The sequence below is a fragment of the gamma proteobacterium symbiont of Scutellera amethystina genome, assembly GCF_059730845.1.
The window spans coordinates 1718787-1733676 of sequence record NZ_AP035935.1 but is presented as its reverse complement, the minus strand read 5'-3'; the positions used below and the strand labels follow the sequence as shown (position 1 = coordinate 1733676).

Here is a 14890-nt window from a genome sequence, read left to right as displayed (position 1 = left end):
TAATGCCAGGCATTAGATTGGAATTTCATTTTTTCCCCTACCCCGTCGGCCAGCTACACGGCATCAACGGGCGGGGATGCGTATCAGGGAGTCAGTTTTGTCACCTACATACACCCGGTCAATTATGTCAGGCAGGAATTGGTCATGAATGCGAGTGCAGCCGCCACACAGGATACAGCAAAGAAAGGCTTTAATGACCTTCTCGCCCGCCTGCGCGCAAATCCGCGTATTCCATTAATCGTTGCTGCCGCGGCCGCTATCGCCGTGGTTCTGGCGCTGGTGCTGTGGGCCAAAGCGCCCGACTATCGCGTTCTCTATAACAACCTCTCTGATGAGGATGGCGGCGCGATTGTTACCCAGCTCACCCAGATGAACATCCCTTACCAGTTCGCTGAAAACGGCGGCGCCCTGATGGTGCCCGCCGATAAAGTGCATGAGCTGCGTCTGCGTCTTGCCCAGCAGGGACTGCCGAAAGGGGGTTCAGTAGGCTTTGAGCTGATGGATAAAGAGAAGTTTGGTATCAGCCAGTTCAGTGAGCAGATTAACTACCAGCGTGCGCTGGAAGGTGAGCTGGCGCGCACCATCGAAACGCTTGGACCGGTGAAGAGCGCGCGCGTGCATCTGGCGATGCCAAAACCGACGCTGTTCGTGCGCGAGCAAAAATCTCCGTCTGCCTCAGTAACGCTGAACCTGCAACCGGGCCGTGCGCTGGATGAAGGCCAGATTCAGGCGATTCAGCACATGGTCTCCAGCAGCGTGGCCGGTCTGCCACCAGGCAATGTGACCGTGGTCGATCAGGCGGGTCGCCTGCTGACGCGCTCCGACAGCGAAGGCCGCGATCTTAACGATGCCCAGCTGAAATATGCCTCCGAAGTGGAAGCACGCTATCAGCAGCGCATTGAAGCCATTCTGAATCCGATTCTCGGTCAGGGTAATGTGCATGCGCAGGTGACCGCGCAGATTAACTTTGACCGCAGCGAGCAGACGGACGAGAAGTATCAGCCGAATGCGAACCCGAATAACACGGCGATTCGCTCACGTCAGACCAGCACCAGCGATCAGAACGGCAGCCCGTATCCGGGCGGCGTGCCGGGTGCGCTGTCGAATCAGCCTGCGCCGGCCAATACCGCGCCGGTCACCAACCCGCAGCAGCAGAACAATAACAACGCTAACGGTCAGCAGAACAACAACAACGCGCAGAATGCCGGCACCTCGACCAGCACCGCGCAGAGCAGCGGCCCGAGCAGCTCCAGCCGCAACGATACGGTGAACTACGAGCTGGATCGCACCATTCGTCACACCAAACTCAACGTCGGTGACGTGCAGCGCCTGTCGGTCGCCGTGGTGGTCAACTACCGCGATGACGGCAAAGGCAAAGCGGTGGCGCTGAACGATCAGCAGATCAAACAGATTGAAGATCTGACCCGCGAAGCGATGGGCTATTCGCAAACGCGTGGCGACAGCGTCAACGTGGTGAACTCGCAGTTCAACACCACCGAGCCAACCGGCGGCGACCTGCCCTTCTGGCAGCAGCAGTCGTTCTTTGATCAGCTGATGACCGCCGGTCGCTGGCTGCTGGTGGCACTGGTTGCCTTCATCCTCTACCGCAAAATGGTGCGTCCGCAGCTGCTGCGTAAACGTGAAGCCGAGAAAGCCGCCGCCGAAGCCGCCGCTGCCCGTGCTGCCGCCCGTGAGGAAGAAGCCGCTTACAGCGTCCAGATCAATAAAGACGAGCTGGACCAGGAGCGCAAATCTAACAACCGCATGAGCGCCGAGGTGATGAGCCAGCGCATCCGCGATATGTCTGAAAACGATCCGCGCGTTGTGGCGCTGGTTATCCGCGAATGGATGAGTAACGAACTATGAGTCTGACCGGTACTGAAAAGAGCGCCATTCTGATGATGACCATTGGCGAAGAGCGTGCGGCGGAGGTGTTTAAACACCTCAACCAGCGTGAGGTACAGCACCTCAGCGCCGCGATGGCCAGCATGAAACAGATTTCGCACAAGCAGCTGACCGAAGTGCTGCGCGAGTTCGAAACCGATGCCGAACAGTTTGCTGCGCTAAGCCTCAACTCCAACGACTACCTGCGTTCGGTGTTGATCAAGGCGCTGGGTGAAGAGCGCGCCTCCAGCCTGCTGGAAGATATCCTCGAAACGCGCGAAACCACCAGCGGCATGGAAACCCTCAACTTTATGGAACCGCAAGCGGCGGCGGATCTGATCCGCGACGAGCACCCGCAGATTATCGCCACCATTCTGGTGCACCTGAAGCGCGGCCAGGCGGCGGATATTCTGGCGCTGTTCGACGAGCGTCTGCGCCACGATGTGATGCTGCGTATCGCCACCTTCGGCGGCGTACAGCCGGCGGCGCTGGCGGAGCTGACCGAAGTGCTCAACGGCCTGCTGGATGGCACCAACCTCAAGCGCGCGAAGATGGGCGGCGTGAGAACCGCAGCGGAAATCATCAACCTGATGAAAACCCAGCAGGAAGAAGCGGTTATCGAAGCAGTACGCGACTTCGATGGCGAGCTGGCGCAGAAGATTATCGACGAGATGTTCCTGTTCGAAAACCTGGTGGAAGTGGACGACCGCAGCATCCAGCGTCTGTTGCAGGAAGTGGAGTCCGAGCAGCTGCTGATTGCCCTGAAAGGCGCCGAGCAGCCGCTGCGCGAGAAATTCCTCAAAAACATGTCGGCGCGTGCCGCCGATATCCTGCGCGACGACCTCGCCAACCGTGGCCCGGTCCGTATGTCCGCGGTGGAGAACGAACAGAAAGCAATCCTGCTTATCGTGCGCCGTCTGGCGGAAGCAGGCGAGATGGTAATTGGTGGTGGCGAGGAAACCTATGTCTGATGCCTTTTCCGCCCGTGCATGGCAGCGCTGGCAGCCTGATGATTTAGGCGCACCGCAGCCGCCCGAACCTGAACTGCTGCTGGCGGACGAGCCGGACAACGACCTCGTGCTGAGCGAGGAAGATGAACAGCAGCAGCAGCTGGAACGTCTGCAGCAGCAGATGCGTAAAGATGCGCAGACGCAGGGCTACAGCGAAGGTTATCAGAAAGGCTTCGCCGAAGCGCAGCAAAACGGCTATGACGCCGGGTTCCAGCAGGGACTGGCCGATGCCCAGCAGCAGCAGGCTCCGCTGCAGGCGCGTATGCAGCAGCTGGTCACCGAGTTCCATCACACGCTGGAAGCGCTGGATAGCGTGATTGCGTCGCGCCTGATGCAGCTGGCGCTGGAAGCGGCGCGCACGGTGATTGGCCAGGCAACGCAGGTGGATGGCAGCGCCCTGCTGCGCCAGATCCAGCAGCTGATTCAGCAGGAGCCGATGTTCAGCGGCAAACCGCAGCTGCGCGTGCACCCGGACGATCTGCAGCGCGTTGAGCAGACGCTGGGCCCAACGCTCGATTTACATGGCTGGCGTTTGCTGGCCGACAGTTCGCTGCATCCCGGCGGCTGTAAACTCAGCGCCGAAGACGGCGATCTGGATGCCAGCGTCGCCACGCGCTGGCAGGAGCTGTGCCGTCTGGCGGCACCGGGAGCATTCTGATGACGTCACGCCTTTCGCGCTGGCTGGGCGCGCTCGACAGTTTTGAAGACCGCATCAGTCAGGTGCAGACGGTGCGCCGCTATGGCCGCCTGACGCGTGCCACCGGTCTGGTGCTGGAAGCCACTGGCCTGCAGCTGCCGCTGGGCGCCACCTGCATTATTGAGCGCCACGACAACGGCACGATTACCGAAGTGGAAAGCGAAGTGGTCGGCTTCAACGGCCAGAAACTGTTTCTGATGCCGCTGGAAGAGGTCGATGGCATTCTGCCCGGCGCGCGTGTATATGCCCGCGTGCACGGCGATCACAGCGGTAAACAGCTGCTGCTGGGGCCGGAGCTACTCGGCCGCGTGCTGGACGGCAGCGGCAAACCTCTGGATGGCCTGCCCGCGCCGGAAACCGGCTACCGCGCGCCGCTGATCACCGCGCCGTTCAACCCGCTGCAGCGTACGCCGATCCACGATGTGCTGGATACCGGCGTGCGGGCGATCAACGCCCTGCTCACCGTGGGCCGCGGCCAGCGTATGGGGCTGTTTGCCGGCTCCGGCGTGGGGAAATCGGTGCTGCTCGGCATGATGGCGCGTTACACCAAAGCCGACGTCATCGTGGTGGGCCTGATTGGTGAACGTGGCCGCGAAGTTAAAGAGTTTATCGAGAACATTCTTGGCGCCGAAGGGCGCGCGCGCTCGGTGGTGATCGCCGCGCCGGCCGACGTTTCGCCGCTGTTGCGTATGCAGGGGGCCGCTTATGCCACGCGCATCGCCGAAGATTTCCGCGATCGCGGTCAGCACGTGCTGCTGATTATGGACTCCCTCACCCGCTACGCCATGGCGCAGCGTGAGATCGCCCTGGCAATCGGCGAGCCGCCGGCCACCAAAGGCTATCCGCCATCGGTGTTCGCGAAGCTGCCGGCGCTGGTAGAACGCGCCGGCAACGGCATTCACGGCGGCGGTTCAATCACCGCGTTCTATACCGTACTGACTGAAGGCGACGACCAGCAGGACCCGATTGCCGACTCAGCGCGCGCTATTCTTGACGGCCACATTGTGCTGTCGCGTCGCCTGGCTGAGGCCGGTCACTATCCGGCCATTGATATTGAAGCGTCGATCAGCCGTGCCATGACCTCGCTGATTGATGAAACCCACTATGCGCGTGTGCGCCAGTTCAAGCAGTTGCTCTCCAGCTTTCAGCGTAACCGCGATCTGGTGAGCGTCGGCGCTTATGCCGCAGGCAGCGATCCGATGCTGGACCGGGCCATTAAGCTCTATCCGCAGATGGAAGCTTTCCTGCAGCAGGGCATTTTTGAACGCAGCGATTATGACGATGCCTGTCTGCACCTGCAGGCGATGTTCGGCTAACGCCGCCCGACTTGAGGTAACGCGATGAAGACAGCCAATGCGATTGATACGCTGCGCGACCTGGCGGAGCAGGATCTGGAACAGGCGGTGATCCACCTCGGCGACATGCGTCGCGGTCAGCAGCAGGCCGATCAGCAGCTCAGCATGCTGCTCGATTACCAGGATGAGTACCGTAATAAGCTCAATCAGGATATGTCCGGCGGCATCGCCAGCACGCGCTGGAGCAATTATCACCAGTTTATTCAGACGCTGGAAAAAGCCATCGAACAGCATCGCCAGCAGCTTAATCAGTGGAACCAGCGGCTGGAACAGGCGCTGAGCAACTGGCGTGAAAAGCATAAGAAGCTGAATGCCTATCAGACGCTGATTACCCGCGCGGAAGAGAACGCATTACGACAGGAAAGCCGTCTCGATCAGAAACGGATGGATGAATTTGCCCAACGGGCCGCATTGAGGAAAGGCGAATGAACACGCTGCCAACACTGCTGACACAGCTTGCTAAAACCGGCAAAGCACAACCTTCATCGGCAGTGGACAATCTGTCCGCTGCTGACACCCTGCCGCAGGGATTTATTACTGAGCTGGGCAACCGCCTGCTGACGCTGGTTAAGCAGCAGGGAAATGGCGCGCAATCCGCTGATCTGGCGGCAGAAATTGACGCGAAAAACGTCACAAAAGCGTCATTAAGCGCCCTGCTGCAGGCACTGGACAAACCAGAGGCGTTAAACGCACTTTTACAGCCGGAAAACACTAAAGCCGGACTGAAATCAGCCGATGATAATGACAAGCGCGCAGCAAGTTCGTTAACTGCCAGCGACTTACAGAATGTGCAGGCGCTGTTTGCCATGTTGCCAGCGGTGGTCGAAAACCGCAGCAGCCCGCCAGCGGATAACAGCACCGCGCTGGAAACCCGGGGTGAGGCGCGCACCAGCTTAAACGCTGCGTTACTTAACAGTTCGCTGCAAAGTGCGCTGAAAGAGGAACAGGCGAAGCCGGATGGCCAGCAATCTAAAGGCGGCAATGCGCTGACCAGCCTGACCGGTGTCAGCCATAGCCCGGTGCAGAGCGCGGCCGCCAGCGGCACGCCGGCCAGCAACAGCGGTATGACGCTGGATGAGAGTTTTCAGCAGGTGCTGAGCACGCTGAGTAAACCGGAAGAGCGGCGCGAGATGCTCAGCAGCCATGACAGCAGCGCGCCGGCCATCAGCAGCCCGCTGAGCAGTACCAGTCCGCTGGTCAGCACCACGGCCAGCACCAGCAGCGCGCCTTCCACGCCGATGCTGAATGCGCAGCTGGGCAGCAACGAGTGGCAGCAGGCGCTGAGCCAGCAGATTGTGATGTTCAGCCGTAACGGCCAGCAGAACGCCGAATTACGTCTGCATCCGGAAGACCTCGGCGCGATACAGATCAGCCTGACGCTGGATAAAGATCAGGCACAGTTAACAATGGTTTCCAGCCACAGCCATGTGAGGGCCGCGCTGGAAGCGGCGCTCCCACAGCTGCGTACGGCGCTGGCGGAGAGCGGCATTAACCTGGGACAGAGTAACGTCAACAGCGACGCCTTCGCACAGGGCCAGAGTTATCAGGGCCAGCAGGAAGGACGTCGCGACGGCCAGTACGGCAGCTTTACCCTCTCCCAGGACAGTGACAACGAGATAACGCCTATTGCCGTCCCGGCAGCCCTCCAGGCGCGCGCGACCGGCAACGGCGCTGTCGATATCTTTGCCTGACAGCGACTAAACGCTGAAGGTAAGCGTAAAACCCGCGTCTTTTCTTCCCATTGTTTGACTTAAGACGCGGGATAATCTGTCCAGGTAAGCCGAGAGGCTTGCCCATAATTCACAGGAAGTAACTGCAAACATGTCTGATAACGCGAAAGCTAAAGGCCGCAAACGTTCATTACTAATTCCGGTGTTACTGATTGTAACGCTGGCCGCTTGCAGCGTGGCAGGCTATGCAGTCTGGCGAATGATGAATAAACACGAGGGTGACAAGCCGGAGGCTGCCAAAGTGGAGCCACCGCCCGCCCCGGTATTTTTTGCAATGGATACGTTTACGGTTAACCTGGTCAATCCCGATAACGATCCCGATCGCGTGCTGTACGTAGGCTTTACCCTGCGTCTGCCGGATGAGGATACCCGTCGTCGGCTGAATGACTACCTGCCTGAGGTGCGCAGCCGTTTGCTGCTGCTGCTTTCACGTCAGAGCGCCAGCGCGCTGGCAACCGAGCAAGGCAAACAGGCCCTGGTTGAACAGATCAAACAGGTGCTGGCGCCACCGCTGGTAAAAGGTCAACCTGCGCAGGTAGTCAGTGACGTGCTGTTTACCGCCTTCATTTTGAGGTGACTTAATGGGCGATAGCATTCTCTCCCAGGCTGAGATTGACGCGCTGCTCAATGGCGACAGTGACAGTGCGGAAGTAGAGAACAGTTCCAAAGGGGCCGATGGCGATATCCGCCCCTATGATCCCAATACCCAGCGTCGCGTGGTGCGCGAGCGTCTGCAGGCGCTGGAGATCATCAATGAGCGTTTTGCCCGTCATTTTCGTATGGCGCTGTTCAACCTGCTGCGCCGCAGCCCGGATATCAGCGTAGGGGCAATCAAGATTCAGCCGTACCATGAGTTTGCCCGCAACCTGCCGGTGCCAACCAACCTGAACCTGATTCACCTGCAGCCGCTGCGGGGGACTGCGCTGGTGGTGTTCTCGCCGAGCCTGGTGTTTATCGCCGTGGATAACCTGTTTGGCGGCGACGGTCGTTTTCCGACCAAAGTGGAAGGCCGTGAGTTCACCCACACCGAGCAGCGCGTGATTCGCCGCATGCTCAAACTGGCGCTGGAAGGCTACAGCGACGCATGGAAAGCCATTTATCCGCTGGAAGTGGAATACGTGCGTTCTGAAATGCAGGTGAAGTTCACCAACATCACCACCTCACCGAACGATATCGTGGTCAACACGCCGTTCCAGGTGGAGATTGGCAACCTGGTGGGTGAGTTCAATATCTGTATTCCGTTTTCGATGATTGAGCCGCTGCGCGAGCTGCTGGTCAATCCACCGCTGGAGAACTCGCGTCAGGAAGATAACCACTGGCGAGACAATCTGGTGAAACAGGTGCAGCACTCGGAGCTGGAGCTGATTGCCCACTTCGCTGAAACGTCGCTGCGTCTGTCACGTATTTTGCAACTGAAACCTGGTGACGTCCTGCCCATTGAGAAGCCGGACCGCATCATTGCCCACGTCGACGGCGTACCGGTACTGACGAGCCAGTATGGCACGCTCAACGGCCAGTATGCGCTGCGTGTAGAACATCTGATTAACCCGATTTTGAATTCGCTGAATGAGGAACAGCCCAATGAGTGACAGCAAAAAACCGTCCGATGATATCTCTGCGGACGATCTGTGGGCTGAAGCGATGAACGAGCAGGCGGCGACCAGCAGTGCAGCGGAGCCAGGCGATAACGTATTTAAGTCGCTTGAGGCCAGCGCCGCCAGCGGCTCGCTGCAGGACATCGATCTGATCATGGATATTCCGGTCAAACTGACCGTGGAACTGGGCCGTACCAAGATGACCATCAAAGAGCTGCTGCGCCTGACGCAGGGTTCGGTGGTGGCGCTTGATGGCCTGGCCGGCGAGCCGCTGGACATCCTGATCAACGGCTATCTGATCGCGCAGGGTGAAGTGGTGGTGGTGAACGACAAATATGGCGTGCGCATCACCGACATTATTACCCCGTCCGAACGTATGCGTCGTCTGAGCCGCTAATCATGTTAAAAAACGCGCAAACCGTTCAGCCCGCTCACGCCCAGCCGGTGGTGTCCACCAGTTCGGTTGTTGGGCAAGTCAGCAGCGTGCTGGCGGTGATCGTGCTGCTGATTCTGGCCTGCGGCTGGCTGGCGAAACGCCTCGGCTTTGCGCCGAAAGCGGTGAGCGGCCAGGCGCTGAAAGTCAGCGCCAGCGTGCAGGTTGGCCGTCAGGAGCGGGTGGTGATTGTTGATACCGCCGATGCGCGTTTAGTGCTGGGCGTCACCGCTCAGCAGATCACCCATCTGCACTCGCTGCCGCCGCTGCCACCGGAGGCATCCCTGCCCGTCAGCGCGGCGCCGCAGGATTTTCGTCAGCTGTTTCAGAACCTGGTTAAACGTCCCGGAAAACCCCAATGATGCGTCGATTGCTCCCTCTTCTGCCGCTGCTGATGCTGCTGGCACCGGCTGCCCATGCGCAGCTGCCGGGTTTGATCAGCCAGCCGCTGGCCAATGGCGGCCAGAGCTGGTCGCTGCCGGTGCAAACGCTGGTCTTCATTACCTCGCTGACCTTTATTCCGGCGGTGTTGCTGATGATGACCAGTTTCACCCGCATCATTATTGTGTTTGGTCTGCTGCGTAACGCACTGGGCACGCCATCCGCGCCGCCGAATCAGGTGATGCTGGGTCTCGCGCTGTTTCTGACTTTCTTTATCATGGCGCCGACCTTCGACAAGATTTACACCGATGCCTATCTGCCGTTCAGCCAGGACAAAATCAGCATGGACGTGGCGATCGACAAAGGTGCCCAGCCGCTGCGTGAGTTCATGCTGCGCCAGACGCGCGAAGCCGACCTGGCCCTGTTCGCCCGTCTCGCCAACAGCGCGCCGATTCAGGGTCCGGAAGCGGTGCCGATGCGCATTCTGCTGCCCGCCTATGTCACCAGTGAGCTGAAAACCGCTTTCCAGATTGGTTTCACCGTCTTTATTCCGTTTCTGATCATCGACCTGGTGGTCGCCAGCGTACTGATGGCGCTGGGAATGATGATGGTGCCGCCGGCCACGATTTCGCTGCCGTTTAAGCTGATGCTGTTCGTGCTGGTGGATGGCTGGCAGCTGCTGGTGGGATCGCTGGCGCAAAGTTTTTACTCCTGAGTGGCTTGCCGCCCTCACCTTTCTCTCGACAGGAGCGCAACATGACACCGGAATCGGTAATGGTAATGGGCCAGGAAGCGATGCGTATCGCCCTGATGATGGCCGCTCCGCTGCTGCTGGTGGCGATGGTGAGCGGTTTGCTGATCAGTATTCTGCAGGCGGCAACGCAGATTAACGAACAGACACTGTCGTTTATCCCGAAAATTCTTGCCGTTGCGGCCACCGCCGTGGTGGCCGGACCGTGGATGCTCAACCTGATGCTGGACTACATCCGTACCCTGTTCAGCAACCTGCCTTACATCATCGGCTAATGGTCACCCTCGACAGCAGCCAGCTGGTGCACTGGGTGGCGCAATTCTTCTGGCCGATGGTGCGTTTGCTGGCGCTGTTTGCCAGCGCGCCGCTGCTGAATGAACGTTCGATTCCAAAACGGGTCAAAATTGGACTGGCGGTAGTCACCACCTGGATTCTGATGCCGCTGCTGCCGCCGGTCGAAGTGACGCTGTTTACCCCGGCCGGTTTCTGGATGCTGGTGCAGCAGCTGCTGATTGGCGTGGGGATTGGTCTGACCATGCAGCTGGCTTTTTCTGCCGTGCGGCTGGCCGGTGAGATGATTGGTCTACAGATGGGTCTCTCTTTTGCCACCCTGCTCGACCCGAACAGCCGGATCAACATGCCGCTGCTGGCCCGTTTTCTCGACATGCTGGCGATGCTGCTGTTCCTGACCTTCAACGGTCACCTGTGGTTGATCTCGTTACTGGTGGACAGTTTTCACACGTTGCCGATTAACGATCAGCCACTCAACGCCAACGCCTTCATGGCGCTGACCAAAGCCGCCAGCTTAATTTTCCTTAATGGCATGATGTTAGCGCTACCCTTAATAATTCTGCTCCTCACGCTAAACCTGGCACTAGGTTTGTTAAACCGCGTTTCACCTCAGCTGTCGGTTTTCGCCATCGGCTTCCCAATCACCTTAACGGTAGGGATCCTGAGTCTGGGTATGATGATGCCGTTGCTTGCACCTTTCTGTGAACATCTGTTCGGTGAAGTCTTTGATTTACTCGCGCAGTTTGTATCAGAACTTTCCCCTGCCCGTTGATTAACGATACTGTTAACCTTCTTATACGATAGTTAAGTAATCAAAAACATTCTGTGCATTTTTCGAACCATATTTTTCAGAAATCAACTGAGGATATTCTGATAAATGCGCATTTATGGTGAAAATTATTCTTATTAAACGGCGCTTCGCGTATTTTAGTCAGACGATTCCTAAGCCGGTTAAGCTTGTGAATCGGTTGATAAAATGCTCAAAGGGCTGTTTTTAAACAAAAAAAATATTACAGCGATTTTTCTTGTCTAAATCCCTTTTTTCCGGCATTGTCAACACTCGCTGAAACGTCACACTTTCGCGATTCAAATGTTTTTAAGAATTGTCCTATCAGATTTGTCTGTGACTTGCGCGATAGTGACAGGGCTCTCAAAACAGAGCGAAAGAAACACATAAACCAAATTCCCGGCGATTCCCACTATCGCGGGGACAAGAGTGACGTGGAAGCAACACAATAAACTTCGCAGAACGGGTCAGGGACGAGTCAAGATGGCGCAGGAATGCATTACGCCAGTCTGCCGAGCAGAATAAAAAAGTGTCTTTGGAAATCTCTCTCGTACCGCAAACGCGTATTCATCGTTGATTTAAACGGATAACAAATTGGTGAGGGTCGCTATAATGCCAACGATTATTATGGATTCATGTAACTACACACGCCTGGGTTTGTCAGACTATATGTCGGCAAAAGGAGTCAAAAAGAAAAATATTACTTCCGTGTCTGACATCGAACAATTGCAACAACGGTGTGAGCAATTAAAACCGGGCGTAGTATTTATTAACGAAGAATGCTTTATTCACGAATCCGATTCCAGCGATCGCATTCGTTCTATTATCATGCAGCATCCGGATACGCTATTCTTTATTTTTATGGCGATCTCGAATATCCATTTTGAGGAATACCTCTACGTTCGTAAGAACCTGATTATTACGTCAAAATCGATAAAAACATCGACACTGGACTCCCTGCTGGGCACCTACCTGCAAAAGAAACTCAATGCGTCACCGCGCATTTCTGCCGGGCTGGATATTCATCCACTGACATTGAGCCAGACTGAATCGAATATGCTGAAAATGTGGATGTCAGGTCATGACACCATTCAGATTTCGGATAAGATGCAAATCAAAGCGAAAACTGTTTCGTCACATAAAGGCAATATTAAACGCAAAATTAAAACGCACAATAAACAGGTTATTTATCATGTGGTGCGCCTGACAGATAATGTTACCTCGGGCATTTATGTCAACGTGCGATAATTTCACCTTACGATAATACGCTTTGTGGTCAAGGCCAGTCCCTGCTACTGGCCTTGATTATTTTTGAGCGTTTTGCGAGCGCGATCCCACTTCCCCGCTAAGCCTTTATCCCCTGCTGCCGATGCTTGTTTTCAGAACCCCTTACCACTATGAGAGCAAGGAAATGAAAACAGCATCGATAGATGAGCAACATAAGCTCAGCATCTGGCAAAACCTACGCCTGATGCCTCTGTTCAGCATGATCTTTGGTGGCATTCTGCTGCTTTTTGCCCTGTGCATTGGACTCGCCAGCTACTTTCTGATTCAGAGCAATAATTCCCTCAATGACGCCACCGATGAGATTCAGGTGCGCATGGGCATTTCTAACAGCTCAAACCATCTGCGAACCGCACGCCTTAATGTACTGCAGTCGGGCGCGGCGGCGCGCATCGGTGAAATGGATGGCTATCGTGCCGATCTGGCGCGCACCGAAACGCGCATTAAGCAGGCGCGCGAGGGCTTCAAAATTTATATGGATCGCAAAATGAAGACGCCGGCTGACCTGGCGCTCGACGGTCCGCTCACCACCAGCTTCAACGCCTATATTGATAAAGGCCTGAAGCCGATGATCGAATCGGCGAAACAGGGCAGCTTTGAGGGGATTGTCGCTCAGGAGACCGATGTCACGCGCAAGCTGGATGATGCCTATAATGCCGTGCTGCTGAAGGCGATTAAGATCCGCACCGAGCGCGCCGAAGCGATTAACGCCGAAGCGGCGCATCAGTCGCGCGTCGGTTTTATCGCGATGGCTGCGGCTTTTGCCGCCGCGCTGCTGCTGGTGCTGCTCACCTTCGTATTCCTGCGCCGCGTGGTGATCAATCCGCTGCGCCTGTCGGTGGGTCGCATTGAGCGCATCGCGCAGGGCGATCTCACCGCCCCCGAGCAGGCCTATGGTCGCAACGAAATTGGCAGCCTGCTGCACAACCTGCAGCTGATGCAGGCGTCGCTGGTGCGCACCGTTGGCACCGTCCGTGAAGGCGCGGTGGCGATTTATCAGGGTTCCAGCGAGATCTCCGCAGGTAACACCGATCTGTCATCACGCACCGAGCAGCAGGCTTCTGCGCTGGAGCAGACTGCCGCCAGCATGGAGCAGCTCACCGCCACGGTGAAGCAGAACGCCGAAAACGCCCATCACGCCAGCCAGCTGGCCGCCGATGCGTCTGGCAAAGCGCGCAGCGGTGGTGAACTGGTGAGCGGTGTGGTGAAAACCATGAATAACATCTCCGGCAGCTCGAAGAAAATCGCCGAGATTACCAACGTCATTAACAGTATCGCCTTCCAGACCAATATCCTGGCGCTCAACGCCGCGGTAGAAGCCGCACGCGCCGGCGAACAGGGCCGTGGCTTCGCCGTGGTCGCCAGTGAAGTACGCAATCTGGCGCAGCGCAGTGCGCAGGCAGCGAAAGAGATTGAGTCGCTGATTGCCGAGTCGGTGGATTTGATCAGTAACGGCTCGCATCAGGTCGGTGAAGCCGGCAGCACCATGGGCGAGATTGTCGAAGCGGTGCGCCGCGTTACCGACATTATGGCCGAGATTGCGGCAGCGTCTGATGAGCAGAGCCGTGGTATTCAGCAGGTCAGCCTGGCGGTGACCGAGATGGATAACGTGACGCAGCAGAACGCCTCGCTGGTGGAGGAAGCCTCTTCAGCTGCGGCTTCGCTGGAAGATCAGGCCGGTAAACTGACGCAGGCGGTGGCGGTGTTCCGCCTGAATGATACGCCAGCTTCGCTTGTGACCGCTGCGCCACAGCCAGCGCTGAAAGCGCCAGCGCTCGCTCCACGTCCGACGCTGGCTGCAGCGGGCAATGATAACTGGGAGACGTTTTAAGAGGAGTGAGCTGGGGTGCGGTATTTTTCCCTCACCCCATCCCTCTCCCGCTTGCGGGAGAGGGGGCTGTCCGTGCGGCTGTTGAGTATGGTTTTCACTCAACGCTTCAGGAACAACTTATTACTAAGCATCGTCGCTGAACGGTTCCCTCTCCCGCGTGCGGGAGAGGGTTAGGGTGAGGGCAACCTGAAAGCAATCTGAGCACAAAACCACACTACCCTTCCCCCGCATACGGCTCAACAAACACGCCTTCGGCGTGATCGCTCTCATTAAAGAACCAGATCCCCAGCGGGTAATCCTCCAGCGCTACCAGATACATGGTGCCCTCATTAAAGCCTTCCACAGCCAGCACAGTACCGACGCGACGTGGGCCGCCGTCGGTTTTTACCGTTACCCGGTCATTGACCTTCATTGATTTCTCTCCAGAAACAGTCCTGCGCATAGTGTAACGGAAGATAGTCAGCGCTGCCTGATCGCGATCAGCGGCGGGCGATTACCCACACCGCATGCACGATGCCGGGGATGTAACCACACAGCGTCAGCAGAATGTTGAGCCAGAAGGCGCCGCCAAAGCCGACCTGTAAAAACACGCCCAGCGGTGGCAACAGGATGGCAATAATAATCCGAATTAAATCCATACTAACTCCCTGATAACCATAATAATCAACCAGCTGTAAGCATAGCTGCTTTACGCCAGAATGGGGAATGCAGCGGGTAAAGAAGTGTCAAAGCCGGGCTTTTCACTTTCTTAACGTTTCCCGGAAAGACTTTTGACGCGGCACCCTCGTACACTTGTCAGCACTGCACCAACCCCAAAGGGGCAGTCAACCTAAAAGTAACAAGGATTTTGCCCGCGCAGCG

General features: G+C 57.1%; 17 protein-coding genes. 15 read left to right on the top strand and 2 right to left on the bottom strand.

Annotated elements, in window-relative coordinates:
• Window positions 1-144: 144 nt before the first annotated feature.
• The 15 genes from fliF (at window position 145) to AC6I79_RS07830 (ending at window position 14029) form a co-directional block, all read left to right on the top strand.
• Window positions 145-1866, top strand: coding sequence for a flagellar basal-body MS-ring/collar protein FliF (gene fliF / locus AC6I79_RS07900; RefSeq protein ID WP_058771155.1), 1722 nt, complete (start codon window positions 145-147; stop codon window positions 1864-1866).
• Window positions 1863-2855, top strand: a complete 993-nt coding sequence (gene fliG, locus AC6I79_RS07895; RefSeq protein ID WP_021509869.1) for a flagellar motor switch protein FliG — start codon at window positions 1863-1865, stop codon at window positions 2853-2855. Before fliF ends, fliG begins: the two co-directional genes overlap by 4 nt.
• Window positions 2848-3552 (top strand): flagellar assembly protein FliH, encoded by a 705-nt coding sequence (fliH, locus tag AC6I79_RS07890; protein WP_058771154.1) that lies wholly within the window; start codon window positions 2848-2850, stop codon window positions 3550-3552. The genes fliG and fliH overlap by 8 nt, the downstream gene beginning before the upstream one ends.
• A complete protein-coding gene (fliI, locus tag AC6I79_RS07885) occupies window positions 3552-4907 on the top strand; it encodes a flagellar protein export ATPase FliI (RefSeq protein ID WP_021509867.1) in 1356 nt (451 codons plus the stop codon). Before fliH ends, fliI begins: the two co-directional genes overlap by 1 nt.
• 24 nt (window positions 4908-4931) lie before the next feature.
• Complete coding sequence (gene fliJ / locus AC6I79_RS07880) at window positions 4932-5375, top strand: flagellar export protein FliJ (RefSeq protein ID WP_021509866.1); 444 nt, start codon at window positions 4932-4934, stop codon at window positions 5373-5375.
• Entirely contained in the window at window positions 5372-6637 is a 1266-nt protein-coding gene (locus tag AC6I79_RS07875) for a flagellar hook-length control protein FliK (protein ID WP_498027676.1), read from the top strand. Before fliJ ends, AC6I79_RS07875 begins: the two co-directional genes overlap by 4 nt.
• 130 nt (window positions 6638-6767) lie before the next feature.
• Complete coding sequence (fliL, locus tag AC6I79_RS07870) at window positions 6768-7253, top strand: flagellar basal body-associated protein FliL (RefSeq protein ID WP_021509864.1); 486 nt, start codon at window positions 6768-6770, stop codon at window positions 7251-7253.
• A 4-nt stretch (window positions 7254-7257) separates the two neighbouring features.
• Complete coding sequence (fliM, locus tag AC6I79_RS07865; RefSeq protein WP_021509863.1) at window positions 7258-8265, top strand: flagellar motor switch protein FliM; 1008 nt, start codon at window positions 7258-7260, stop codon at window positions 8263-8265.
• Window positions 8258-8668, top strand: coding sequence for a flagellar motor switch protein FliN (gene fliN, locus AC6I79_RS07860; RefSeq protein ID WP_021509862.1), 411 nt, complete (start codon window positions 8258-8260; stop codon window positions 8666-8668). The genes fliM and fliN overlap by 8 nt, the downstream gene beginning before the upstream one ends.
• 2 nt (window positions 8669-8670) lie before the next feature.
• Window positions 8671-9066, top strand: coding sequence for a flagellar biosynthetic protein FliO (fliO, locus tag AC6I79_RS07855; protein ID WP_058757392.1), 396 nt, complete (start codon window positions 8671-8673; stop codon window positions 9064-9066).
• Entirely contained in the window at window positions 9066-9800 is a 735-nt protein-coding gene (gene fliP / locus AC6I79_RS07850) for a flagellar type III secretion system pore protein FliP (RefSeq protein WP_031280176.1), read from the top strand. Before fliO ends, fliP begins: the two co-directional genes overlap by 1 nt.
• Window positions 9801-9841: 41 nt before the next feature.
• A complete protein-coding gene (gene fliQ / locus AC6I79_RS07845) occupies window positions 9842-10111 on the top strand; it encodes a flagellar biosynthesis protein FliQ (protein WP_010618647.1) in 270 nt (89 codons plus the stop codon).
• On the top strand, window positions 10111-10899 hold the full coding sequence (gene fliR / locus AC6I79_RS07840; protein WP_021509859.1) for a flagellar biosynthetic protein FliR: 789 nt from the start codon (window positions 10111-10113) through the stop codon (window positions 10897-10899). The genes fliQ and fliR overlap by 1 nt, the downstream gene beginning before the upstream one ends.
• 627 nt (window positions 10900-11526) lie before the next feature.
• Entirely contained in the window at window positions 11527-12162 is a 636-nt protein-coding gene (gene rcsA, locus AC6I79_RS07835) for a transcriptional regulator RcsA (protein WP_021509858.1), read from the top strand.
• 163 nt (window positions 12163-12325) lie between these two features.
• Window positions 12326-14029: a methyl-accepting chemotaxis protein gene (locus AC6I79_RS07830; protein ID WP_498010234.1), complete on the top strand. Its 1704-nt coding sequence runs from the start codon at window positions 12326-12328 to the stop codon at window positions 14027-14029.
• 214 nt (window positions 14030-14243) lie between these two features.
• Here the strand turns inward: AC6I79_RS07830 and dsrB are convergent, their stop codons facing one another.
• Window positions 14244-14441 carry a protein DsrB gene (gene dsrB, locus AC6I79_RS07825; RefSeq protein WP_010618650.1) on the bottom strand — a complete coding sequence of 66 codons (198 nt, stop codon included), beginning with the start codon at window positions 14439-14441 and terminating at the stop codon, window positions 14244-14246.
• Between the two features lie 67 nt (window positions 14442-14508).
• Complete coding sequence (locus AC6I79_RS07820) at window positions 14509-14667, bottom strand: YqaE/Pmp3 family membrane protein (RefSeq protein WP_021509855.1); 159 nt, start codon at window positions 14665-14667, stop codon at window positions 14509-14511.
• Window positions 14668-14890: the final 223 nt, after the last annotated feature.